The organism is Haloarcula litorea (assembly GCF_029338195.1).
GTDB lineage: Archaea > Halobacteriota > Halobacteria > Halobacteriales > Haloarculaceae > Haloarcula > Haloarcula litorea.
The window spans coordinates 2,474,543-2,497,825 of the sequence record NZ_CP119779.1 but is presented as its reverse complement, the minus strand read 5'-3'; the positions used below and the strand labels follow the sequence as shown (position 1 = coordinate 2,497,825).

General features: G+C 70.4%; 28 protein-coding genes. 17 read left to right on the top strand and 11 right to left on the bottom strand.

The annotated features are described in order from the left end of the window. Window positions 1-29 precede the first annotated feature (29 nt). The 5 genes from P0592_RS13505 to P0592_RS13485 all read left to right on the top strand — a co-directional run bounded on the left by P0592_RS13505 (window position 30) and on the right by P0592_RS13485 (window position 4,715). Window positions 30-986, top strand: coding sequence for an NADPH:quinone reductase (locus P0592_RS13505; protein WP_276271423.1), 957 nt, complete (start codon window positions 30-32; stop codon window positions 984-986). 33 nt (window positions 987-1,019) lie between these two features. Further along, window positions 1,020-1,730: an SDR family oxidoreductase gene (locus tag P0592_RS13500; RefSeq protein ID WP_276271422.1), complete on the top strand. Its 711-nt coding sequence runs from the start codon at window positions 1,020-1,022 to the stop codon at window positions 1,728-1,730. Between the two features lie 271 nt (window positions 1,731-2,001). Then, entirely contained in the window at window positions 2,002-2,904 is a 903-nt protein-coding gene (locus tag P0592_RS13495; protein ID WP_276271421.1) for a DNA-3-methyladenine glycosylase family protein, read from the top strand. A gap of 57 nt (window positions 2,905-2,961) precedes the next feature. Then, window positions 2,962-3,237, top strand: a complete 276-nt coding sequence (locus P0592_RS13490) for an acylphosphatase (RefSeq protein ID WP_276271420.1) — start codon at window positions 2,962-2,964, stop codon at window positions 3,235-3,237. Window positions 3,238-3,281: 44 nt separating this feature from the next. Further along, a complete protein-coding gene (locus P0592_RS13485; protein WP_276271419.1) occupies window positions 3,282-4,715 on the top strand; it encodes an NAD(P)H-hydrate dehydratase in 1,434 nt (477 codons plus the stop codon). Window positions 4,716-4,730: 15 nt separating this feature from the next. Here the strand turns inward: P0592_RS13485 and hflX are convergent, their stop codons facing one another. Further along, window positions 4,731-6,041 (bottom strand): GTPase HflX, encoded by a 1,311-nt coding sequence (gene hflX, locus P0592_RS13480; protein ID WP_276271418.1) that lies wholly within the window; start codon window positions 6,039-6,041, stop codon window positions 4,731-4,733. Between the two features lie 139 nt (window positions 6,042-6,180). Here hflX and P0592_RS13475 point away from each other — a divergent pair, with 139 nt between their 5' ends. Then, window positions 6,181-6,528 carry an FUN14 domain-containing protein gene (locus P0592_RS13475; protein ID WP_276271417.1) on the top strand — a complete coding sequence of 116 codons (348 nt, stop codon included), beginning with the start codon at window positions 6,181-6,183 and terminating at the stop codon, window positions 6,526-6,528. Between the two features lie 44 nt (window positions 6,529-6,572). Here the strand turns inward: P0592_RS13475 and P0592_RS13470 are convergent, their stop codons facing one another. The 7 genes from P0592_RS13470 to P0592_RS13440 all read right to left on the bottom strand — a co-directional run bounded on the left by P0592_RS13470 (window position 6,573) and on the right by P0592_RS13440 (window position 10,505). Next, on the bottom strand, window positions 6,573-7,301 hold the full coding sequence (locus P0592_RS13470; protein WP_276271416.1) for a ribosome assembly factor SBDS: 729 nt from the start codon (window positions 7,299-7,301) through the stop codon (window positions 6,573-6,575). A gap of 84 nt (window positions 7,302-7,385) precedes the next feature. Then, window positions 7,386-8,156 (bottom strand): archaeal proteasome endopeptidase complex subunit alpha, encoded by a 771-nt coding sequence (gene psmA, locus P0592_RS13465; RefSeq protein WP_276271415.1) that lies wholly within the window; start codon window positions 8,154-8,156, stop codon window positions 7,386-7,388. A gap of 2 nt (window positions 8,157-8,158) precedes the next feature. Continuing rightward, window positions 8,159-8,638 (bottom strand): Rpp14/Pop5 family protein, encoded by a 480-nt coding sequence (locus P0592_RS13460; protein WP_276271414.1) that lies wholly within the window; start codon window positions 8,636-8,638, stop codon window positions 8,159-8,161. 69 nt (window positions 8,639-8,707) lie between these two features. After that, window positions 8,708-9,127, bottom strand: coding sequence for a hypothetical protein (locus P0592_RS13455; RefSeq protein ID WP_276271413.1), 420 nt, complete (start codon window positions 9,125-9,127; stop codon window positions 8,708-8,710). Window positions 9,128-9,189: 62 nt separating this feature from the next. Next, on the bottom strand, window positions 9,190-9,891 hold the full coding sequence (locus P0592_RS13450; protein ID WP_276271412.1) for an RNase P subunit p30 family protein: 702 nt from the start codon (window positions 9,889-9,891) through the stop codon (window positions 9,190-9,192). Then, window positions 9,891-10,316, bottom strand: coding sequence for an RNA-binding protein (locus tag P0592_RS13445; RefSeq protein WP_276271411.1), 426 nt, complete (start codon window positions 10,314-10,316; stop codon window positions 9,891-9,893). The genes P0592_RS13450 and P0592_RS13445 overlap by 1 nt, the downstream gene beginning before the upstream one ends. A 6-nt stretch (window positions 10,317-10,322) precedes the next feature. Then, on the bottom strand, window positions 10,323-10,505 hold the full coding sequence (locus P0592_RS13440) for a DUF1918 domain-containing protein (RefSeq protein WP_276271410.1): 183 nt from the start codon (window positions 10,503-10,505) through the stop codon (window positions 10,323-10,325). A 157-nt stretch (window positions 10,506-10,662) separates the two neighbouring features. Here P0592_RS13440 and P0592_RS13435 point away from each other — a divergent pair, with 157 nt between their 5' ends. After that, entirely contained in the window at window positions 10,663-11,223 is a 561-nt protein-coding gene (locus tag P0592_RS13435) for an NUDIX hydrolase (protein ID WP_276273940.1), read from the top strand. A 7-nt stretch (window positions 11,224-11,230) separates the two neighbouring features. Here the strand turns inward: P0592_RS13435 and P0592_RS13430 are convergent, their stop codons facing one another. From P0592_RS13430 to P0592_RS13420, 3 genes are all read right to left on the bottom strand, one after another. After that, entirely contained in the window at window positions 11,231-11,449 is a 219-nt protein-coding gene (locus P0592_RS13430; RefSeq protein ID WP_276271409.1) for a hypothetical protein, read from the bottom strand. Window positions 11,450-11,496: 47 nt separating this feature from the next. Continuing rightward, window positions 11,497-12,321 (bottom strand): alpha-amylase family protein, encoded by an 825-nt coding sequence (locus P0592_RS13425; RefSeq protein ID WP_276271408.1) that lies wholly within the window; start codon window positions 12,319-12,321, stop codon window positions 11,497-11,499. Between the two features lie 205 nt (window positions 12,322-12,526). Next, window positions 12,527-13,189, bottom strand: a complete 663-nt coding sequence (locus P0592_RS13420; protein WP_276271407.1) for a helix-turn-helix domain-containing protein — start codon at window positions 13,187-13,189, stop codon at window positions 12,527-12,529. A gap of 164 nt (window positions 13,190-13,353) precedes the next feature. On the opposite strand from P0592_RS13420, the gene P0592_RS13415 reads away from it, so the two are divergent. Genes P0592_RS13415 through P0592_RS13370 form a run of 10 tightly spaced genes read left to right on the top strand, consistent with a single transcriptional unit; the run spans window position 13,354 to window position 23,281 of the window. Then, entirely contained in the window at window positions 13,354-13,926 is a 573-nt protein-coding gene (locus P0592_RS13415; protein ID WP_276271406.1) for a hypothetical protein, read from the top strand. A gap of 1 nt (window position 13,927) precedes the next feature. Further along, window positions 13,928-14,596 (top strand): QcrA and Rieske domain-containing protein, encoded by a 669-nt coding sequence (locus P0592_RS13410; protein WP_276271405.1) that lies wholly within the window; start codon window positions 13,928-13,930, stop codon window positions 14,594-14,596. A gap of 1 nt (window position 14,597) precedes the next feature. Beyond that, complete coding sequence (locus P0592_RS13405) at window positions 14,598-15,977, top strand: cytochrome b (RefSeq protein ID WP_276271404.1); 1,380 nt, start codon at window positions 14,598-14,600, stop codon at window positions 15,975-15,977. Beyond that, complete coding sequence (locus P0592_RS13400; RefSeq protein WP_276271403.1) at window positions 15,970-16,152, top strand: DUF8120 family protein; 183 nt, start codon at window positions 15,970-15,972, stop codon at window positions 16,150-16,152. The genes P0592_RS13405 and P0592_RS13400 overlap by 8 nt, the downstream gene beginning before the upstream one ends. Then, window positions 16,145-19,000, top strand: coding sequence for a nitrate reductase subunit alpha (narG, locus tag P0592_RS13395; RefSeq protein WP_276271402.1), 2,856 nt, complete (start codon window positions 16,145-16,147; stop codon window positions 18,998-19,000). The genes P0592_RS13400 and narG overlap by 8 nt, the downstream gene beginning before the upstream one ends. Next, complete coding sequence (narH, locus tag P0592_RS13390; protein ID WP_276271401.1) at window positions 19,000-20,064, top strand: nitrate reductase subunit beta; 1,065 nt, start codon at window positions 19,000-19,002, stop codon at window positions 20,062-20,064. Before narG ends, narH begins: the two co-directional genes overlap by 1 nt. Beyond that, complete coding sequence (locus P0592_RS13385) at window positions 20,057-20,896, top strand: ethylbenzene dehydrogenase-related protein (RefSeq protein WP_276271400.1); 840 nt, start codon at window positions 20,057-20,059, stop codon at window positions 20,894-20,896. Before narH ends, P0592_RS13385 begins: the two co-directional genes overlap by 8 nt. Continuing rightward, window positions 20,896-21,573 carry a molecular chaperone TorD family protein gene (locus tag P0592_RS13380; protein ID WP_276271399.1) on the top strand — a complete coding sequence of 226 codons (678 nt, stop codon included), beginning with the start codon at window positions 20,896-20,898 and terminating at the stop codon, window positions 21,571-21,573. Before P0592_RS13385 ends, P0592_RS13380 begins: the two co-directional genes overlap by 1 nt. After that, a complete protein-coding gene (locus tag P0592_RS13375) occupies window positions 21,570-22,409 on the top strand; it encodes a DUF8068 family protein (protein ID WP_276271398.1) in 840 nt (279 codons plus the stop codon). The genes P0592_RS13380 and P0592_RS13375 overlap by 4 nt, the downstream gene beginning before the upstream one ends. After that, entirely contained in the window at window positions 22,406-23,281 is an 876-nt protein-coding gene (locus P0592_RS13370; protein ID WP_276271397.1) for a HEAT repeat domain-containing protein, read from the top strand. Before P0592_RS13375 ends, P0592_RS13370 begins: the two co-directional genes overlap by 4 nt. Window positions 23,282-23,283 lie beyond the last annotated feature (2 nt).

The following is a 23,283-nucleotide window of genomic DNA, read 5'->3' as shown; positions in this document are numbered from 1 at the left end:
TTTTGCCGGTGGGCCGTCTCTGGTCGGGTATGCGAGCAGTCAGATTCCACGAGCACGGCGGGCCGGAGGTACTCACGGTCGACGAGGTCCCCCGGCCCGAGCCGGGCGCGGACGAGGTGCTGGTCGAGGTGGCGGCCGCGGCCGTCAACCCCGTGGACACGTACTTCCGCGAGGGCGGCTACGAGCCGGCCGAACTCCCCTGGGTGCCCGGGAGCGACTGCGCGGGCACCGTCGCCGAGACCGGGGCCGGAGTGGCCGACTACGAGGACGGCGACCGCGTGTTCGCCACCGGGCTGGGGAACTGGCTGCAGGGGACCTGCGCGGCGTACGCCGTCGTCCCCCAGGACCACCTCGCACACCTCCCCGACGGCGTCGACTTCGAGACGGGCGCGGCCGTCGCGCTGGTCGGCGTCACGGCGTGGCAGACGCTCGTCGACGCCTGCTCGCTCGACCCCGCCGAGCGGGCGCTGGTCCACGGCGGGAGCGGCGGGGTCGGCCACGTCGCGGTCCAGGTGGCGGACGCCGCCGGCGCGCGCGTGACGACCACCGCCTCGCCGACGTACCACGACCGGCTGCGAGACCTCGGAGCCGACGACGTCCTCGACTACCGGCGGGACGACCTCGCCGACGCCGTGGTCGAGGCTGGCCGTCCCGACGCCGTCCTCGACCACCGCCTGGACGACTACCTCTCGTTCGACGCCGACGTGGCCGCCGAGAGCGCCCGGATCGGGGCCATCGGTAACACGGACCCCGCGGCGACCTTCGACGACGTGCCAGCCTGCCGGGCGAAGGACCTCACCGTCCACCACGTCTCGATGTTCAACACGCCGGACTTCGGGGCCGTGCTGGAGAGCCTGGGGACGCTGCTGGCCGACGGCGAACTCACCGCCGAGGTCGCCGAGACGTACAGGCTCGCCGAGGTCGGGGACGCCCAGCGGGCGGTGCTCGACGACAGCTTCCTCGGGAAGCTGGTCGTCACGCCCTGAGCCTTTATCCGCCTGCCGGCCCTGCCGTCCGGTATGTCTGTCAGCTTCGATATGGACGGTGAGGTCGCACTCGTCACGGGCGTCGGCGGCGCGCTCGGGAGTTCCGTCGCCAACGCCTTCGAGGAGGCCGGCGCGACGGTCTGCGGGGCCGACGTCGTCGAGCCCGACAGCGAGGACTTCCAGCTGTCGGACCCCGACCGCATCGACTTCTACCAGGGGGACTTCACCGACGAGGACGACGTCGCCGACGTGGTCGAGTCGGTGGTCGACGACCACGGTCGGCTGGACTACCTGCTCAACATCGCGGGCACCTGGCGCGGCGGCGACCCCCTCGACGAGACGGAGGCCGACACCTTCGACTTCCTGTTCGACGTGAACCTCAAGACGATGTTCCTCGCCTCGAAACACGCGCTGCCACACCTCCGGGAGACCGAGGGGGCCGTCGTCTCGGTGTCCGCCCGCTCGTCGCTGGAGGGCGGCGAGGGCGACGGCATCTACCGCGCGACGAAGGCGGGGGTCCGCCTGCTGACCGAGACCGTCGCCGAGGAGAACCTCGGGACCGTGCGGGCCAACAGCGTGATGCCGAGCGTCATCGACACGCCGATGAACCGCGAGATGATGCCCGACGCCGACTTCGACGAGTGGGTCGACCCGCGGGACATCGCGGCCGTGATGCTGTTCCTCTGTTCGGACGCCGCGTCGGTCACCAGCGGCGCGGCCGTGCCGGTGTACGGCGAGGCCTGAGCGGCGGGGAGAGATGGGGAGCGGAGCGAGGCAGGGCTCCACAGAGCGTGTCCACACACGGGGGCGGATCGCGAGACACCACGACAGTGGGTGACGGGTGGCTGTGGCGGGTGTGGACGGCGGATCTTGCCCGTCCCCCGGTAAAGCGCTTGATAATAGCGGTCCGGAGCACTCAATAGCGGACCCGAATCCGACCGCCGGCGTCCGCCCCCGCTCAGACGGCCGTCGGCGATGGAAACCCGGAAAGGGCTCGGCTCCGTTCGGGACGGTGATGCCCCGGGGCACCATCGACGTGGCGGAACTGCCGGGTCCGCTGGACCTCCAGGCGACGGTCGAGAGCGGCCAGTCGTACCTCTGGGACCGCGAGGACGGCGAGATGTACGAGCGGACGGCCGCCAGCGGCGGCGACGCGTGGTACTGGACCACCGTCCGGATCGACGGCGAGCCCGAGGTGATCCGCGCTCGCCAGGCCGACGGGCGACTCCACTGGGACGGGTCGGTCGACGCGGAGCCGATCCTCCGTCGGCTGCTGGGGCTGGGCGACGACCTGCCGGCCATCCGCGAGACGGCACCGGCCGACGACGTCGTCCGGTCGGCCTACGACGCCTACTGGGGGATGCGGATCGTCCGGGACCCGCCGTTCCCGACGCTGATCGCGTTCATCTGCTCGGCACAGATGCGCGTCGGCCGCATCCACGGGATGCAACAGGCCCTCCGACGGGAGTACGGCGAGCGGGTGACCTTCGACGGCCGGACCTACCACGCGTTCCCGACCCCCGAGGCGCTGGCCGACGCCAGCGAGGCCGACCTGCGGGACCTGAACCTGGGCTACCGCGCCCCCTACGTCCAGCGGTCGGCGGAGCTGGTCGCCGACGGGGCGGCCCACCCCGACGAGGCTCGGGGCCGGGAGTACGAGGCCGCCCGCGAGTACCTCACGCAGTTCGTCGGCGTCGGCGAGAAGGTGGCCGACTGCGTCCTCCTGTTCTCGCTGGGCTACCTGCAGGCGGTGCCGCTTGACACCTGGATCAGGACCACCATCGAGGAGTACTACCCGGACTGCGACCGGGGGAACTACGCCGACACCTCGCGGGCCATCCGGGAGACGCTGGGCGGCGAGTACGCCGGCTACACGCAGACGTACCTCTTCCACTACCTCCGGTCGGGCGGGGAGTGAGACGCGCCGGCCGCGACCGACGGACGATTTTTGTCGGCGGCGGACACACGCCACGATATGTCACGAGAGCGCGCACACGTCTACGTCAGCGGCCGCGTGCAGGGCGTCTACTTCCGGGCGACGACGCGGGACACCGCCCGCGAGGCGGGGGTCGACGGCTGGGTCCGGAACCTCGACGACGGCCGGGTCGAGGCCGTCTTCGAGGGCGAGCCCGACGACGTTGACGCGATGATCGAGTTCTGTCACGAGGGGAGTTCGCGGGCCGACGTCACCGACGTCGAGGTCCGCGAGGAGGACCCGGAGGGGCTGGACGGGTTCGACGTCCGGTGGTGAGTGCCGGGGCGCACTTTTAGGGGACGGCGGCGCTACTCCCGCGTATGCTCACTGGCTCCGAGATGGCCGTCGTCGACGAGAACGCGGCGGCGCTGGGCGTGCCGCGCAAGCAGTTGATGGAGTCCTCGGGCAACGCCGTCGCCCGCGCGGTCCGGGACCTCGTCGCCCCCGGCGACAGCGTGACGATCGTCGCCGGCCGGGGCAACAACGGCGGGGACGCGCTGGTCGCCGCCCGCTTCCTCGACGACTACGACCCCCGCGTGCTGTTGCTCGGCCGCCCGGAGACGATCGCCACCGACATCGCGCGCGAGAACTGGGCGGCGCTCCGACAGAGCGAGTACGACACCGAACAGGTCCGCGACTCGACGGCCGTCGACCTCGGCGATCCGGACCTCGTCGTCGACGCGATGCTCGGGACCGGGATCAGCGGGGCGTTGCGGGAACCCGCCGCGACGGCCGCCGCGGCGATGGACGAGGCCGACGCGCCGGTCCTCTCGGTGGACGTCCCCTCCGGCCTAGACGCCGAGGACGGCACCCTGGCCGACGACGCCGTCGACGCCGACCGCGTCGTCACTTTCCACGACACCAAGCCGGGGCTGGACGCCCTCGACGCGGAGGTGACCGTCGCCGACATCGGCATCCCCGACGCCGCCGAGCTGTTCGTCGAGCGGGGCGACCTCCAGCGGCTCGCGCGGGACCCCGCGAGCCACAAGGGCGACAACGGCGAGGTGCTGGTGGTCGGCGGCGGCCCCTACACCGGCGCGCCGGCCCTCTCCGCGCAGGCGGCGCTCCGGGCCGGCGCGGACCTCGTCCGCGTGGCGGCACCCGAGACCGTCGCCCGCGAGATCCAGGGCTACTCCGAGAACCTGATCGTCGAGGCCTACGACGGCGACCACCTCGCGCCCGATCACGTCCCGGCCATCGCGGACCGGGCGGCCGCCCACGACACCGTCGTCCTCGGGCCGGGCCTGGGCGGTGCCGACGAGACGCTGGCGGCCGTCGAGGACCTCCTCGGATCGCTCGACGGGACCGCCGTCGTCGACGCCGACGCCCTGCAGGTCGTCCCCGGCGTCGACACCGACGCGACGCTGGTCTGTACGCCACACCAGGGCGAGCTCCGAAAGATGGGCGGCGAGACCAGCGACGACTGGCGCGAACGGGCCGCCCTCGTCGAGTCGTTCGCGGCCGACATCGGCCACACGCTGCTGGTCAAGGGGCCGTACGACGTGGTCTCCGACGGCGACCGGACGCGGGTCAACCGCACCGGGAATCCGGGGATGACCGTCGGCGGCACCGGGGACGTGCTCGCCGGCGTCACGGGCGCGCTGGCAGCCGTCCAGGACCCGCGGCACGCCGCGGCCATCGCCGCTCACGCGGTCGGCGACGCCGGCGACGCGGTCGTCGAGGAGCGCGGCTACGGGCTCGTGGCGACGGACCTCCTGGAGGCGGTTCCGACGGCGCTGTGGGGCGAGAACTGAGCGAGGGACCCCGAGTCAGGCCGACGCGCCGACGAGGTCGCCGGCCTTCGCGCGGGACTGCTCGACGACGGCCGGCCGGGCCTCGAACTCGATGACGACCTGATCGCCGTAGTCGACGTCCTCGACGTTGGCGTGGTCGTGGATCCACGAGACGACGCTCATCGTCTCGTCGGTCATCGGGAGGACGAGCCGCTCGCGCTCGTAGTCCGGCAGTTCGTCGTCGATGCGCTCGGCCAGCGCGTCGACGTTCAGCCCCTCCTTGGCACTGACGGCGACGGGGTTGGGCGCGAGCTTCGAGAGCGCGTCGCGCTTGCGCCGGAGCTCCTCGTCGTCGACCTTGTCGGTCTTGTTGAGCACGGTGACGATGGGTGCCTCGTTGCGCTCGTAGAGAGTGTCGTGGCTCGTCACGAGTTTCTCCCGGATCTCCGCGACGGACTCGGAGACGTCGACGACCAGCAGGACGAGGTCCGCCCGGTAGACCGAGTCCAGCGTCGACTTGAACGACTCGACGAGCCAGTGGGGGAGGTCCTGGATGAAGCCGACGGTGTCGGTCACCAGCACCTCGCGCTTGCCGACCTCCGCTCGCCGAGTGGTCGTCCCCAGCGTCGTGAACAGCCGGTCCTCGCTCTCGGCGGTGGTGTCGAGGTCGGGGTGGCGGTCCTCGTTCTCGTCGATGTCGAGGTCCTCGGCCAGCCGGCGCAACAGCGTGGACTTCCCGGCGTTGGTGTAGCCCGCCAGCGCCACGAGGTCGAACCCGGACTCCCGGCGCTGTTCCCGCCGGTGTTGCTCGGTCTCCTCGATGGACGCCAGCTCGTCCCGGATGTTCGAGATCTGCTTCTTGATGTCCTCCTCGCGGGACTCGTCGTACTCGCCCAGCCCGATGAAGCCGGGCCGTTCGTCGCGTTTCGCGAGGCTGGCCTTCGCCTCGGCCCGGGGCAGTTCGTACCGCAGCTCCGCGAGTTCGACCTGGAGCTGTGCCTTCCGGGTCTGGGCGCGCTGGCCGAAGATCTCCAGGATGAGACGGAACCGGTCGATGACCCGGACCCCCTTCGGGAGTTCGTTCCCGATGTTGTACGTCTGGTACGGCCCCAGTTGGTTGTCGAAGACGACCGCCGTCGCCTCCTCGCGGGCGACCGCGTTCGCCAGTCGGGTCACCTTCCCCTCGCCGAGGTGGTAGGCCGGGTCCTCCGTCCTGGTCTGTGTGATCTCCCCGACCACGTCGTAGCCCGCCGCTCTCGCGAGATCGCGGATCTCCTCGGTGTCGGCGGTCCCGCTGTCGACACGCTTCGCGAGTACCGCACGCTCGGTGGTGTGTGTCGCCGTCACTCGTCTCCACCTACGGCGGCCGATTATATAATCTGCCGGGTGGTGCGGGCCGACGCCCCGCCGGTGGCTCCCGGATCGGCCGCTCACCGCCGGGCGTGTTAGCACAAAGGATTTACTGTGTGATAATCAGGGTATCAGTATGGAACCGTTCACACTCCAACTGGACGGACTCGGCCTCCAGCAGATGGGGCTCGAGTTCGGCGCTGGCGGCCTCATCGGCGGGGTCATCGGCTTCGCCGCCAAGAAGGTCGCGAAGATCATCGCCATCCTGGTCGGGATGGAGCTGGCGCTGTTCAAGTTCCTCGAGACGCGTGGCATCCTCGAAGTGAACTGGCAGGCCATCGGGGGCGCGGCCCAGGACGCGACGGCGACCGGGACACAGACCGCCGCCGGCCAGCCCCCGGGCTGGGTCACGTCGCTGCTCTCCGCGCTGCCGGTCAGCGCGGGCTTCACCGGCGGGTTCCTCGTCGGCTTCAAGAAGGGATAACCGCGGTCGCGGTTCGGAAACTCGCTTCTGGGGTTCGCTCGCTCTCAGCCTCGCGTGCTGATGTCGTCCTCGTCCCTGATGATCCGGGTCTCGGCCTCGCCGCTGGTGTGTTCGTTGACGAGGTCGTAGAAGTCGTTCTGCATCCCCGCGGGGAACGTCAGCACGCCGACCCACGAGCCGTCGGACTGCCACTCCTCGCGTTCGAGGTCCCCGAACTGCCGGATCTGGGCCTGCGCGCTCCCCGCGTAGTCGGCCGGGACCTGCACCGCGACCGTGACCTCGTCGAACCGGATGGGAATGACCGGACGCAGGGCGTCGAGCGCCTCGTCGACCTGGCCCTCGACCGGCTCCATCGGATCGACCCGGAAGTCCGTCTCCTCCAGCGCCGACTCGATGCGCTCGGGCGGGTGGGGGGCGTCGTCCATCTGGGGGTTGACGGCGTTGCGCGCGATCTTGTTGACGAGCTGTTTGTGCTTCTGTTCCTGCATCTCCCGGCGCTGTTCGGCCGTGATCTGGATCTCGCCCTGCTTGATGACCTCCGGGATGATGGCCATCGGGTCGGTGGTGTCGAACACCTCTTCGAGCATGTTCTCCGGCGGTCGGTCGCCCCGCGAGGCGTCCTCGAAGACGTCCTCGGCGGCGATGACCTCCTCCAGGTCGCCGTCGAACTCCCCCCGCTTGATCGCGAGCGCCGCGTCCGGGTCGACGAGCACCTCGAACCGCTGGCCGTGGGACTCGAGGCGTGCCGTCACTGCCTCGTCAAGCGATATCATACCAGCGGGTAACGGTGGCCCAGTTAAAGTCCTTACTGCGTCGGTCGAACGCGGACCGACCGACGGGTCGGTGGTGCGGCGGCGTTACTCCTCGGTGTCCTCGTCGGCGGCGTCCGCCTCGTCGCTCGCGAGGATGTCGGCACCGGCGAGGTGTTCTTCTTTCTCCTCGTCGGAGAGCTCGCGGAACTGCTCGGTGTCGACGTCGATGACGGCGACGCCGATCCCCTCCGGCGAGAGGCCGTCCTCGGTGACCGACGCGAGCGACGAGAGCGCGAGGTCGATCCCCGCGTCGAGATCCATCCCCTCGTCGTAGTGCTCTTCCAGGTAGTCACGGATGTCCCCGCGGTCGGCCCCGATGGCCAGTGCCTTCCACTCGTAGGGGGTCCCCGAGGGGTCCGTCTCGTAGAGGCGGGGTTCGCCGTCGGCGATGCCGGCGATGATGAGCGCGACGCCGAACGGTCGCGCGCCGCCGACCTGGGTGTACTGCTGGATGTAGTCGGTGATCTCCTTGGTCAGCGTCTCGACGCCCATCGGCTCGTCGTAGCGGAGCTGATTGACCCGCGCCTGCCGGCGGGCCACGTCGATGAGCTGGCGGGCGTCGGCGACGTGACCGGCGCTCGCGATGCCGATGTGGTCGTCGGCCTTGTGGATCTTCTCGACGGAGGAGCGCTCCATCAGCGGGGACCGCACCCGCTTGTCCACCGCGAGGACGACGCCGTCGCTCGTCCGGACGCCGATGCTCGCGGTGCCGCGCTTGACGGCCTCGCGAGCGTACTCGACCTGGTAGAGCCGCCCGTCCGGGGAGAAGATGGTGATGCCGCGGTCGTACGCCTGCTGTTGGTTTTGACCCTGCATAGTTATCGGAAATCGAGGTCCGTCGCGCCCACGAACGCGTCGTCGGTGCGGACGTCGGACCGCTCTCCGCGGCTGACGGCGCGCCGACTGGCGTTCCCGAACACGACCTGTCTCTGGTCCGCTGATTCCGACGGGCCGCGTATATACTTTTCTTCACAGGCTCGGAGCGTCCCGCTCGTCCCCGCGACCCGGAGCCCGACCGGCTCGCCGTCGACGGCGTCGACGCAGGCCAGCGCGGCCCGCGCCGCGTCGGTCTCGCCCCGGCGGACGCGCACGACCGCGTGGCCGGTCCCCTCGTCGTGGTCGAAGTCGACGACCGTCAGATCGGCGTCGGCGCTCCCGGGGTCACCGAGCAAGTTCTGTGCCGCGTACCACACCTCGCGCTGGAACGCACGGCGGCCGAGGTCCGCGTCCAGCCACGTCTCGACGCGGACCGCGAGGTAGCGCCAGCGCGGGCGCAGGTGCTTGGGGAGGTGTTTCACGGGTACGCCTCCGTCGTCGGTGTCACACCCGACGTTGGAACTGGCCGGTCAAGAACGGTGCGGTGTCGCTCAGCGCAGCGTCGATCCGACGCGGTGGGCGCTGTCGTCCTCGTCGATCTCCGGGTCGTCGCCGCTCGCGACCGGGTTCCGGACGAGGAGGTAGCTGGCGGCGAGCACGAGTCCGAAGGCCTCGACGGTGATGACGAGGTCGGGGGCGAGGACCGCGGGGACGCTCAGTCCGACGACCGTCAGGAACGTGAGGAGGCCGAGTGCTCGAGCCCACGACGCACGGTCGACGAACCCGCCCGCGACGACGGCGAGGGCGACGCCGACGACGAGCGTCAGCGGGACGGACCCGAGCACGAGCGTCGAGCCGTTCACCGATCCGGTCATCACCGCGAGCGCCCCACCGAGCAGGTACTTGCTGCCGACGACGCCCGCGAGCGAGGCGAGCACGAGCGCGTCGAACGTCTGCTGCTCCTCGGTCATAGTTGAGACGACCACCGGCTTGTCGCATAAATGTGGGTGTTCGTTCGCGGTTGCGTCGGGTTTCAAGCGTCGTTTTCGTCCTCGATACGGACCCCGGGCTCGACGAACGACTCGCTCGTCCGCCGGCGGTTGCGCTCCGCGAGGCGGCCCCACTCGCGGAGCCCCTCGCCGACCGTCTCCGCCGCGAACCCGATCTGCTCGCCGAGCGCGACGAGTTCGCGCGGGGCCCGTAGCTGGAGGTGAGTCGTCGGCCCGGCACTGACCACGAAGGGGGCGTCGGCGTCCGCGACCAGTTCCCGGAGCTTGCGCAGGTCCTGGAGCGCGCGGACCCGGCTGCCGCCGCTGTCCCGCAGGACGCGGCCGAGGGCGAACTCGACGCGGACGCCGTTCTCGGCGGCGGCCTTCGCCAGGACGTGGTTGAAGTCGCCGTCGCCGCGCATCGGGTGTGCGAGGACGTCGACCGCCGGATGCTCGACGGCGAATCGATTGATGCTCCGGTCCCCGCCGCGGACGGCGACGATCGTTCGCTTCGAGCGGTAGTTGCCGACGAGGCCGCCGGCCCGGCCGCGGTCGTCGGGGCGGAGTTCGATCCCGTCGACCACGTCCACGCCGTACTCGTCGGCGATCGCTTCGCCGTCGTAGTCGGCCGCCTCGTCGCCGTGGTTCCGGACGACGATCCCCTCGAACCCGTGGTCGGCGGCCGTCAGCGCCTGCCGGGCGACGGTGCTGTCGCCGTCGGGGTGGGCGTAGACGGCCTCGTACATCAGAGGTCGTCCAGCAGTTCGCGGGCGTTCGCGACCGCCTTCTCCCGCTTCGCGGGGTAGGCCTCGACCTTCGCCCGCAGCGTGATCCCGTCGCCGCGTCGGACCTCGCCCCGGAAGGCGGCCTGCTTGTCGAACGTGAGGAAGAACGAACAGTTGTCGTCGACCCGGTCGTCCAGTTCCGCGCGGACGTCGTCGATGTCGTCGAGGCTCGCGACCCGCGAGAGGACGTGTCTGATCTCGTCGGCGTTCTCGACGCGTGCCGAGAGGACGACGATGCGGTCGCCGTAGTGGCCCTCGCTCTCGGCCCGCTCCACCTCGGTCTCCTCGGGCAGGAAGGTCCGCAGGGCCTGCTCGACGCGCTTGTCGTCCTCCGTGGCGTAACAGAAGGTCCGGAGGTCGACGTAGTGGAACGGGACCGACGACATCGGGCCTTACTCCTCGGCGGCTTCGAGGTTGTCCTCGGGGACGCCCTGCTCCTGGCCGTCCTCGAAGGAGACGGTGTAGTTGGCGTCGCCGAACATCGTCTCGACGACCTGTGTCACGGTCCCTTCTTCGCCGTCGTAGTCGCTGTGCTCGTCGTGGAGGATGACGCGGTCGTCCTCTTCGAATGCCATAGGGGTCGCTACTGGGCCGCCGATGAAAAAGGGACTGATTCGCCCCCGTCGAAGGGTTATAGTGATTCTCACCTCTACGTGGTGGTATGATCGATCGCAGCTCGCCCTCCACGCGCTCGTCGTCGCACGGCAGTCGGACCGGCTCTCGCCCGGGTCGATGACGACCGTCGACGACCTGTGGTACCTCGCCGACGTGGCGAGCCAGCAGGCCGAGCAACGCTACCACGACCTGCGGGACCGACACGACGCCGCGGTGGAGTTCACGCGCCACCGGCGGGTCACGCGCCCCCGGTTCCGCCGCGTCGCCGAGGCCGCCCGCGACCACGGCGCGCCCTTCGGTTCGCACACCCTCGCCTACCGCCCGTCGGGCGACCTCCTGCTGGTCCGCCACGAGGGCGTCGACAAGTGGGTCCTGCCGGGTGGCGAACTCGACGGCGGCGAGTCGTTCCGCGAGGCCGCCCTGCGGGAACTCCGCGAGGAGGGCGGCATCGACGCGACCATCGAGGGCCTCGGCCTGCTCGGACGCGTGGAGTTCCACTGTGACGGGAACCGGACGTGGGGCGTCCTCCCGGTGTACGAGGCCCGCGCGACGACGACCGACCCGAGCGTCGAGGACCCCGACCACGAGATCAGCGCCGCTCGGTGGTTCGACGAACTGCCCGAGGACACCCGGGACCGCGAGGAGATACTGCGTTGGCGGGACCGCCGGTTCGGCTGACGGAACGTCAGTCCTCTGCCGTCCGCTGTGTCCTGTCCTTGAGCTTCCGGATGGTCGGTGCCGCGTCCGCCGACGTCTCCCCGACGATCGCCCCGGCCAGCGCGCCGACGCTCGCGAAGGTGCTGGCGGCGCTCCGGCTGAGCAGTCCGCCGATCCCGCCGCCGATCGCCGCGCCGATCGCCGCGTACTTCGCCCGTCGAATCGCTCGGTCGACTTTCTCTCGCATACTCGGACGGTCGACGGAGAGACTGATAAAAGTGCGCCCGACGGTCCTCACTCCGGCCCGAACGACCGCCCCGCTCGCGCGTCGGCGTCCATCCGCCGGACCGTCGCCCGGGCGTTGCTGGCGTCGTAGCCGAACAGCACCGAGCGGGCGTACTCCGCGGCGACCTCGGCGGCCTTCGCGAGGTCGTCGATGTCGACGTCGACGGCGTACAGTTCGACGCTGAACGGCGTGTCGAGACGGTCGCGAAAGCCCTTGGCGAGGATCTCCAGCCAGTAGGTCGTCGAGTAGGCCATGTCGTAGATGGGGACGACGAACTCGTCGACGTGCTCGGCGACGGCGTCGGGATCGACGCCCGACCGAGCTTCGAGGTGGCCGGGATAGGGGTCGGGGTACAGCGTCAGATAGAGGTCGCCGGGGACGCGCTCGCGGGCCTCGGCGACGAAGGAGGCGATGACGTCGGTGCGCCACGCGCCCCAGTCCTCGAAGTCGCTCTCGGCGAAGCGGCGCTCACAGCGGTCGCAGTGGCAGTACTCCTCGCGGGGGAAGCCCACGTCGTCCAGCCGGACGTCCGGTTCGACTTCGGCGGCCTCCTCGACGATGTCCAGCAACCCCTCGCGGTACCGCTCGTGGGTCGGGCAGACGTACGTCCAGTCGAAGTAGGGTTCGTTCCGGGTGGCGGCGGTCCCCTCGTCGTCGAAGGCCAGCAGTTCTTCCTCGCCCTCGACGGCGTTGTCCCCGAAACAGGAGACCATGTTCACCGCCCCCTCGATGGGCTCGACCGCGCGACCGGTGACGTCCTTGACCTCGTAGAAGGCCCGGTCGAACTCCGACCACTCGGTCTCCGCCTCGTTGCGCGTGACGACGCCGTACATACGCCGGGGTAGGCCGCTGACGCTGGTAAGGGTTCTGAAAAGGGTGGTCGGAGGCGGTACCACTGCCGCGACGGCCTCACTTCTTCGCGACGTACACGAGGGCGAGGGCGACGACGGCCACGACTGCGAGTAGCTTCTTGGACATCGTTTCGCCGTTCGGTCGCGTCTCGTAAAGAGTTATCGGGCAGGTGAATAGACCGCCGAGTCAACACGGCTCCAGCAGGTCGTCCAGCAGTTTCCGCTGGGCCGCCGCGAGGTGTTCGGTGAACGTCGCGGTGGCGATGCCGAGCGCGTCGGCCACTTCGCCGGCCGTCGCGTCCCGCGGGTGCTCGAAGTAGCCCATCTCGTAGGCGCGTTCCAGTACCTCCTCCTGACGCTCGGTGAGCGCCTCGCGGTCGAGGACGGCCGGTCTGGCTCTGCTCGGGCTGTTCGCGCTCTCGACGAGGCGGCGCAGGCTCACGGTGTCGCCGGTCTCCCGGAGGTCCCCGACGACGTCCCGGAGCGTCTCGACGTCCTCGACGAGGAACGTCACGATGACGGAGTCCTCGACGGCGGACAGGTCCTGGACGACACAGCCGGACCGCTCGATCCGTTCACAGACACAGCCCTGGTCGGCCGGCCGTGAGAGCCGGTAGACGTGCTCGTCGTCGTAGGAGAACACCTGCTCGACGTGGTCGCTGTCCTCGACCGACGGTGGTGTCGCGTCCGGGTCGCCGGTGAGCGTGAACTCCTCGACCACGTCCCCGTCGACGCCGCTCAGCGCGCTCCGGGAGACGTCACACACGTCCCACTCCTCGTCCGCGTAGTGTGAGACGTGACACGAGGGGGGATCGAACACCTCCACCTCGGCGAGGACGCAGTCGGTCACGGATTCGCCTAAGGGCGACCGCGCGGTGAGCGTTCCCCCGAACATATTCGGGCGGCAGTCGCTTATAAAAGACCAAAGATCTCAGGCCGGTAGTTCAGGGAGTTCGTCGGGGTAGCTCCGAGTACACGCCCCGCTCCGGTCGGCGCTCGGGGCCCGGATCAACTATGCGACGCAACACGATACTCATCGGCCTGCTGGTCGTGGCGGTGTTGCTCCCGATGTGGTACGTCGCCCTCCACGGGGAGCCGCCGTCCGAGGAGATCGCCATCGACGAGAGCGTCACGGAGACGCGGCCGCTGGCTGGACTCGTCGACACGCCGAACAAGCTCTCGCCGAGCCAGGTCGGCGTCATCGTCTGGGTGGCGCTGTTCGCGCTGGTCGGGACGCTGGCGGCGGTCCACCAGTTCATGAACCGCGCGGTGCGACCGCCCGACGACGTCCAGCCGGTCACCGACGGCGGGACGGTCTCGCTCCCGTGGCTCGACACCGACACCCGGTGGGTCGTCGAGTACCACGACGCCTCCGACGCCATCGAGGGACTGGTCGCGATGGGCGGGCTGACGGTGCTTTCCATCGTGTTCGCGACGCTGTTCACCGGGGAGTACCTGACGCTGGCCCGGACCCAGTACTTCGGCCTGTACGCGACGGGGATGTTCCTCTCGCTCGCGCTGCTGACCGTCGCCTACTACGCGTGGTTCATGCCACACATCGAGGTCGCGGAGATCAGGGGACACTAATATGGACTACCCGAAACCGGACGAGAACGACGAGGACAGTACGGAGGGAGACGGCACCGAGACGTGTGCGTGTACCGACGCGCTCGGGTCCTCGCCGACGCTGTACGAGGACGCCCGGGCCGAACTGCGCCGGCGGGACTTCGCGAAGTTCCTCGCCAGCGTCGGCGGCCTCACCGCCGTCGCCAGCCTCACGGCCCCGCTAGCCAGCACCACGCAGGTGTTCGAGCGCAGCTACGAGGGGCCGGTCTACTCCGACGGCGTCCACCTCGTCGACGGCGACGGCGAGCGGATCGCGGAGGGGCGGCTCTCGGAGGGCGAGGTGATGACGGTGTTCCCGGAGCCCCGACCCGGTATCGAGGACGCGCCGACGCTGCTGGTGCGGTACCCCGAGTCCGACTACGGCGGCGGGATCGAGATGGGGTTCACCGTCAGCGGCTACGCCGCCTTCTCGAAGGTGTGTACCCACGCCGGCTGTATGGTCGGGAACCGCGACGGCGACCTGCTGGTCTGTCCCTGTCACTACGGGAAGTTCGACCCGCTCACCGGCGGGAGCGTCACGGACGGCCCGCCGGGTCGCCCGCTCCCGCAGCTCCCGATCACGCTGACCAGCGACGGCTACCTGGTCGCGACCGGCGACTTCGAGGGGCCGATCGGTCCGGGAGGTGGGTGAGATGAGCCGCGCGAAGCAGCTCTACGACTGGGCCGACACCCGGCTGGATCTAGACGACGCCCGGACCTTCCTCGGGAAGGCGTTCCCCGCCGAGGACTCGTTCCTGCTGGGGGAGGTGGCGCTGTTCTGTTTCGTCCTGCTGGTGCTGTCGGGCATCTTCCTCGGGATGTTCTTCGAGCCCTCCACCTCCGCGGTGGAGTACGACGGCAGCGTCCAGAAGTTCCAGGGCGAGGAGATGCCCGAGGCGTTCGTCTCGGTGCTGCACATCACCTACGACGTGCCGTTCGGGATGTTCATCCGCCGGCTCCACCACTGGGCGGCCCATCTGTTCGTCGCATCCATCGGGTTGCATATGCTGCGGGTGTTCTTCACCGGCGCGTACCGCAACCCCCGGGAGCCGAACTGGATCGTCGGCACCGGGCTGGCGGCGCTGGCGATGGGCGCGGCGTACACCGGCTACGCCCTGCCGTTCGACGAGTTCGCCGCGACGGCGACAAGCATCGGCTACAACCTCACCATCTCCGTGCCGCTGGTCGGGGACTTCCTCGGGCAGGTGGTGTTCGGCGGGCAGTTCCCCTCCAGCGCGACCATCCCGCGGCTGTACTTCCTGCACGTCCTGGTGATCCCGGCGCTCATCGCGGGCGGACTGGCCCTGCACATGGCCATCCTGATACGACAGAAACACACCGAGGCCCCGCGGGACGAGGACGTCCGGACGGCCGACCGGACCGTCGAGGAGGACGACGACAGCGTCATCGTCGGCCTGCCCGCCTTCCCGAACCAGGCGGCCGTCTCCGCCGTCGTCTTCTTCCTGACGGCGGCGACGCTGTCGGCGCTCGCGGGGTTCCTTCCGGTCCACAACATCGCCCACTACGGCCCGAACGACCCCGCGAGCACGCCGGCGCTCATTATGCCCGACTGGTTCCTGATGTGGGTGTACGGCTTCCTGAAGCTCCTTCCGACGTGGGCGAGCTTCACCGTCGCCGGCGTCCACGTCAGCGGGGAGTTCCTGGGCGGCATCGTCGCTCCCGGCCTCGTGTTCCTCGCCATCGCCGCGTGGCCGTTCATCGACCGCACCCCGGAGCCGACGCACTTCACCGCGGACCCGCTCGACCGGCCCTGGCAGACCGGCGTCGGCGTCGCCGCCGTCGCGTTCGTGATGATCGCCTCCATCGCGGGGATGAACAACATCCTCGCGGACAAGGTGCTGGGGACGACCACCGGCGTCGTCAACCCCGTCCTGACGGCGGCGCTGTTGCTCGTGCCGCCGCTCTTCGGCGGCATCACGTACCTGCTGTTACGGGACGACGGCGGCACCGCGCCGTCCGACGAGAACCCGGACGGCGTCGCCGACCCCGAGGGAGGTGCGTCCGATGACTGAGATCGCCCCGCTGTCGGAACGACAGTACCGCCTGTTAGACGCGGCGAGCAAGCTCTGTGGCGTCGCGCTGGTCGCCGCCGGCCTGGAGGCCGGCGGATCGACGCTCCCAGGTCTCGTGCTCGCCGTCGCCGGCGTCGCCTGTGCGACCGCAACGGTGTTCCTACAGTATGAGTAGACACGACCCCACCGACGAGACGACGGACAGTTCGGGAATCAGCAGACGAGACTTCGTTCGCGGCCTCGGTGCCGCGTCGCTGTTGGGGGCGACCGGGCTCTCGTTCGCCGACGACGGGATGACCGGGTTGGAGGCGGTCGACGACCCCATCGGCGACTACCCCTACAGGGACTGGGAGGACCTCTACCGCGAGGAGTGGGACTGGGATTCGGTCGCCCGCTCGACCCACAGCGTCAACTGTACCGGCTCCTGCTCGTGGAACGTCTACGTCAAGGACGGCCAGGTCTGGCGCGAGGAGCAGGCCGGCGACTACCCGACCTTCGACGAGAGCCTCCCGGACCCCAACCCGCGGGGCTGTCAGAAGGGGGCCTGCTACACCGACTACGTCAACGCCGACCAGCGCGTCCTCCACCCGCTGCGCCGGACCGGCGAGCGCGGCGAGGGCCAGTGGGAGCGCATCTCCTGGGACGAGGCCCTGACCGAGATCGCCGACCACGTGATCGACGAGGTGCAGGCGGGCCGGTACGACGCCATCTCCGGCTTCACGCCGATCCCGGCGATGTCCCCCGTCTCCTTCGCCAGCGGCTCCCGACTCGTCAATCTGCTGGGCGGCGTCTCCCACTCGTTCTACGACTGGTACTCCGACCTGCCGCCCGGCCAGCCGATCACCTGGGGCACCCAGACGGACAACGCCGAGTCCGCCGACTGGCACAACTCGGACTACATCGTCGCCTGGGGGTCGAACATCAACGTCACGCGCATCCCCGACGCGAAGTACTTCCTCGACGCCGGCTACGAGGGCGCGAAACGCGTCGGGATCTTCACCGACTACTCCCAGACAGCCATCCACACCGACGAGTGGCTCTCGCCGGAGGGCGGGACCGACACCGCGCTCGCCCTGGGGATGGCCCAGACTATCGTCGACGAGGGGCTGTACGACGAGGCCCACCTGAAAGAGCAGACCGATATGCCGCTGCTGGTCCGCGAGGACACCGGGAAGTTCCTCCGGGCCAGCGAGGTCGGGCTCGCCGAGGACGCCGACGACCCCGAGAAGGTGTTCGTGCTGGTCGATTCCGAGGGGACCCTCCGGCGCGCGCCCGGGTCGCTGGGCGAGCGGGACGGCCAGCACGACCCCGAGGCCAGCATCGAACTCGACTTCGACCCCCGACTCGACGTCGAGCGGACCGTCCAGACCGACGAGGGCGAGGTCTCGGTGCGCTCGGTCTGGGCGAACCTCCGGGACGAACTCGCCCAGTACACGCCCGAGGCCGTCCACGAGACCACCGGCGTCGGCGAGGACACCTACCAGCGGGTCGCCCGCGAGTTCGCCGAGGCCGACGCCGCGAAGATCATCCACGGGAAGGGCGTCAACGACTGGTACCACAACGACCTGGGCAACCGCGCCATCCAGCTGCTGGTCACCCTGACCGGCAACCTCGGCGAGCCGGGCACCGGCCTGGACCACTACGTCGGCCAGGAGAAGATCTGGACGTTCCACGGCTGGCAGGTGCTGTCGTTCCCGACCGGGAACGTCCGCGGCGTGCCGACGACGCTGTGGACCTACTTCCACAGCGGCATCCTCGACAACACCGACCCCGACACGGCCGAGAAGATCCGGGAGTCCATCGAGAAGGGGTGGATGCCGGTCTACCCCGAGGAACGCGAGGACGGCTCGCGGCCGGACCCCTCGACGATGTTCGTCTGGCGGGGCAACTACTTCAACCAGGCCAAGGGCAACGTCGCCGTCGAGGAGCAGCTCTGGCCCAAACTGGACCTCGTCGTCGACATCAACTTCCGGATGGACTCGACGGCGATGTACTCCGACATCGTGCTCCCGGCCGCGAGCCACTACGAGAAACACGACCTCAACATGACGGACATGCACACCTACGTGCACCCGTTCACGCCCGCCGTCGAGCCGCTGGGCGAGGCAAAGACCGACTGGGAGATCTTCCGCCTGCTCGCGGCCAAGATCCAGCAGCGGTCCCGCGAGCGGGGCGTCGAGCCGGTCGAGGACCGGAAGTTCGACCGCACCATCGACCTCACGACGATCCACGACGACTTCGTCCGGGACTGGGAGACCGGCGAGGAGGAGGCGCTGGTCGAGGACCGGGCCGCCGCGGAGTTCATCCTCGAACACAGCGAGGAGTCCAACCCCAGCGACTCCGACGAGCGGATCACCTTCGCCGACACCGAGGAACAGCCCCGGCGACTCCTGACTGCGGGGAGCCACTGGTCCTCGGACATCGAGGACGGCGAGGCCTACGTCCCCTGGCAGAGCTACGTCCGGGACAAGGAGCCCTGGCCGACCTTCACCGGCCGCCAGCAGTACTACGTCGACCACGACTGGTTCCTCGAACTCGGCGAGGAGCTGCCGACGTTCAAGCGCGGCCCGCAGGACACCGGCGGGGACTACCCCCTGTCGTACAACACGCCCCACGGCCGGTGGTCCATCCACTCGACGTGGCGCGACAGCACGAAGATGCTGCGCCTCCAGCGGGGCGAACCCGTCGTCTACCTCAACCCCGAGGACGCCGAAGAGCGGGGCATCGAGGACGGCGACACCGTCGAGGTGTTCAACGACCTCGGCAGCGTCGAGGTGCAGGCGAAGATCTACCCCTCCAGCGAGCCCGGGACCGCCCGGCAGTACTTCGCCTGGGAGAAATTCCAGTACCCGGACGGGGACAACTTCAACACGCTCGTCCCGATGTACATGAAGCCGACCCAGCTCGTCCAGTACCCCGAGGACACCGGCGAGCACCTCTACTTCTTCCCGAACTACTGGGGGCCGACCGGCGTCAACAGCGACGTCAACGTGGACGTGCGGCCGGCGGGAGGTGACAGCTAATGAGCAGCCAGCAGGAGGACGGCGACACGCACGTCAACGTCGCCGACGGCATCGACCACCAGGTCGCGATGGTGATGGACCTCAACAAGTGCATCGGCTGTCAGACCTGCACCATCGCCTGCAAGTCCCTCTGGACGGAGGACGGCGGCAGCGAGTACATGTACTGGAACAACGTCGAGACCAAGCCCGGCGAGGGGTACCCGCGGGGCTGGGAGGACTCCGGCGGCGGCTGGCAGTCCGAGGACCACTCGGAGCGCCAGCCCGGCGAGATCCCGTCGCAGGAGGACTACGGCCGCCCGTGGGAGTTCAACCACTCCGAGATCATGTACGAGGGCAGCGACGAGCCCCTGCGCCCCCGCGAGGGCGCGGAGTGGGGGCCGAACTGGGACGAGGACCAGGGGGCCGGCGAGTACCCCAACAGCTACTACTTCTACCTCCCGCGGATCTGCAACCACTGCACGCACCCCTCCTGTGTCGAGGCCTGCCCGCGCTCGGCCATCTACAAGCGCGAGGAGGACGGCATCGTGCTGGTCGACCAGGACCGCTGTCGGGGCTACCGCTACTGCGTCGAGGGCTGTCCCTACAAGAAGGTGTACTACAACACCGTCTCGAAAAAGTCCGAGAAGTGCATCTTCTGTTACCCCCGCATCGAGGGCGAGGGCCCGGAGGGCGAGACGTTCGCGCCGGCCTGTGCCGAGGAGTGTCCGCCCCAGCTCCGGCTGGTCGGCTTCCTCGACGACGAGGACGGCCCCATCTACAAGCTCGTCGAGGAGTACGAGGTGGCGCTGCCGCTGCACCCGGAGTTCCGGACCCAGCCCAACGTCTACTACATCCCGCCCTACGCCCCGCCCCAGCACACCGAGGACGGGGAGACGGTCGACGTCGAGCGCATCCCGCGACAGTACCTCCGGGAGCTGTTCGGCGACCGCGTCGACGACGCACTGGACACTATCAAGCGCGAGAAACAGCGCGCCCGACAGGGCGACGACAGCGAACTGATGGAACTGCTCCAGCACAAGAACCCGGCGAAGCAGTACCGGTTGGAGGTGTTCGAGGATGGCTGACCGGGACCACCGGCGCACCGTCCTCGCGGCGGCCGCCGTCACCCTGCTCGTGACGCTGTCGGCCGTCGCCGCACCGATGGCCAGCGCCCGCCCCGCCCACGAGATCCCGGTCTCGCCGGCGACGGGCGACCTCGGCGAGCCGACGGCCGACGGCTGGGACGACGTGCCGGCGGCCACCGTGGCGCTGGCCAGCGCCCCCAGCAGCGTGCCCAACGCCGATCAGACCAGCGTCGAGCGGGTCCACGTCCAGGCCGCTCGCGGGGACGGCAGGCTCTACCTCCGGCTGCAGTGGCAGGACGCCACCCGTGACGTGAGCGCCGACGACCCCCGGGAGTTCGCCGACTCCGTCGCGGTCCAGTTCCCGGTCAACGCGAGTTCGCGCCCGCCCATCGCGATGGGTGGCCCGGACAACCGGGTCAACGTCTGGTACTGGAGTCCGCCGACGGGGACCGAGGAGCTGCTCGCCGGCGGTGCCGGATCGACCACGTCGTTCCCCGAGTCGTCGGTGAACGCCAGCGCGGTCCACCGGGGCAGCGGCGCGAACGCCACGTGGACGGTCGTCTACACCCGTGAACTGGACGCCGCGGGCGAGAACCGGACGACGGTCCCGGAGACGCGCGACCTCGACGTGGCCTTCGCCGTCTGGAACGGCTCGAACGGCGAGCGCTCCGGGCAGAAGGCCGTCAGCGAGTGGCACTACTTCCCGTTCAGCGGAGGTCCCGAGGGACCGCCCTACCAGGCGCTGCTGTGGAGCGTCGCCGGCGTCGCCATCGTCGGCGTCGTCGCCGTGACCGCCTTCGGCGTCCACCGCGCACGAGGGGGGATGCGCTGATGGCGACGACGAGCGGCCCCGCCGGCGACCTCGACCCCGACGCCGCGGCCCGCGGGACCGTCTACCGCGCGCTGGCCGAGGCGTTCCGTTACCCCGACGAGGACTTCCACGCCGCGGCCGCCGACGGCTCGCTTGCCCGCGACCTCCGTGCCTGTCTCGACCGGACGCCGCTCGACGTGGCGGTACCGGACCTGACCACCGACGACGACTACGAGACGCTGGCCGCGCGGTACAACGACGTGTTCGAACTCGGCTACAGCGAGTACACCGACCGGACCGACGGCTCGCTCGACGCCGAGGGGCCGCCGGTCCCGCTGTACGAGTCGAAGTACCGGCCCGACCAGTCCTGGAACGACGTGAACCTCGACCTCGCGCGGGCGTACAGCCACTACGGCCTGGAGATCGACCAGGACCAGCGGGACAACCACGACGCGCTGGCCTACGAACTGGAGTTCGCGGGCTATCTGGCCCGCCGCGAGGCCGCCGTCGGGGACGACGCCGCGGCCGCGCGCCTGGACTTCCACGATCGGCACCTCGGCCACGCGGCCGCCGGCGTCGCCGACCGGCTCGCCGACGAGCCCGGGACCGGCGTCTACGGCCCGCTGGGCGACCTGCTGGAGGGGTTCGTCCGCGCGGACCGGAACGACCTCGCCGACCGACTGGAGGGGCAGCGATGAGCACGCGGAGCGTCCTCGGCGCAGCGCTGGCCGGGGAGACGGACGTCGACGGGCGCTCGCTGGCCGTCCTGGCGACCGGCGTCGCGGCCCTGGCCGTCGCCGCGCGTTTCCTCGCGACGCTCGTCGTGGCCGTCCCCGGTGGGCCCGCCGCCGCACCGCTCGGGGCGCTCTCGACGGCCGCCGTCGTCGTCGCCGCCGGCGCTGCGGTCGTCGTCGGCGTCACCGAACGGCGGCCGACCGCGGGCGTCGGCGCGCTGTTCGTCGGCGTCTTCGGCGCGCTGTCGCTGCTGGCCGCCGCCGCGGCGACGCCGGCCGCGGTCGCGGTCGTCGCCGGCCTCGCCCTGGTCGTGGCCGCCCACCGGGACGCGCTCGGCCGCTGGCGGGGGGCCGCCGCCGCGGTGTTCGTCGGCGCGCTCGCGGTCAACCTCGCGGCCGGCGTGGGCGGGGTCGCGGCGCTCAGGGGCACCGGGTCGACGCTCGCGCTCGTCGGCGTGGGCCTCACGCCCGCGTTCGCCGCCCGTGCCACCGACGGGCCCGCACTGGGCTGGGGCGTCGCCGCCTTCGGTGCCGTCGTCGCGTTCGGGCTCGGGCTGCCGTTCGTGACCGGCGCGGCGACGCTCGCGGGGACCGGCGCGGTCGGCGCGTCGCTCCCGGTGCTCGCGTTCGCCGCCGCCGGAGCCGTCACGACCGGAAGCGCCGCCGCTCGGACGCGGCGCTTTCCGCTGCTCGCCGGCGTCGTCCTCCTCGCCGTCGCCGGCGTCCCGGCGACGCTGCCGCGGGCCGTCCCGTTCGCGCTCGGGGTCCTCGCGCTGGTCTCCCTGGAGGTGGGCCGATGAGCGACGACTGTGGCTGCGGCGACGGTGGTTGCGGGGACGAGGAGTTCGAGCGACACCTCCGAGAGGACCCGGACCCCCAGCTCGACCCCGCGAAGAGCCCGGGGATGCACACCGACATCGAGGCCCTGGAGGACATCGAGGTGAGCCGCGCCGACGTGACCATCGGCGAGGCGACGCCGGAGGAGCTGGCGGCCGCCGACACCGAGCCCGTCGAGGACGACGCGACCGCGGACCTGCTCGCGGACCTCCGCGAGGGGGGCGCGACCGACCGCCGGCGGGCCGCTCTCGCCCTGCAGGACCACGCGACGACCGACGCCGTCGTGGCCGGACTGGCGCAGGCCGCGACGACGGACGGGGACGGCGACGTGCGGCAGTTCGCCGTCGAGGCGCTGACCGCCCACGGCGACGAGCGAGCCGCCGCCGTCGCCGTCGAACTGCTCGACGACCCCGATCCCTGGGTCCGCGCCGAGGCCCTGGTCGCGCTCGACAACCTCGACCGGGAGGCCCACGAGGACGAGATCGCCGCCGCGCTGGAACGGGACGACCACCACGCAGTCCGGCGAAACGCCGCCATCTCGCTGTTCAAGCTCCGCGGCGAGGCGATGGCCGACGAGCTGCTCGAACTGAGCCGCGCCGACAGCGAGCGCCTCCGAGAGTGGGCCGCCCGCATGCTCGCGGGCGTCGACTCCGACGCCGCCCGCGACCGACTCGAAGCGATGGCCGACGATCCGGCCAGCGTCGTGCGACAGACCGCCGAGCGGTCGCTGGAGGCCGACCCCGGCCGCTTCCGTCGGCAGTTCGGCGGCGCGCTGGAGGCCGACGGCCGGCTCCTCCCGGGCGAGGACCGGCTCAACCGGATGCCCGACCTCTGACA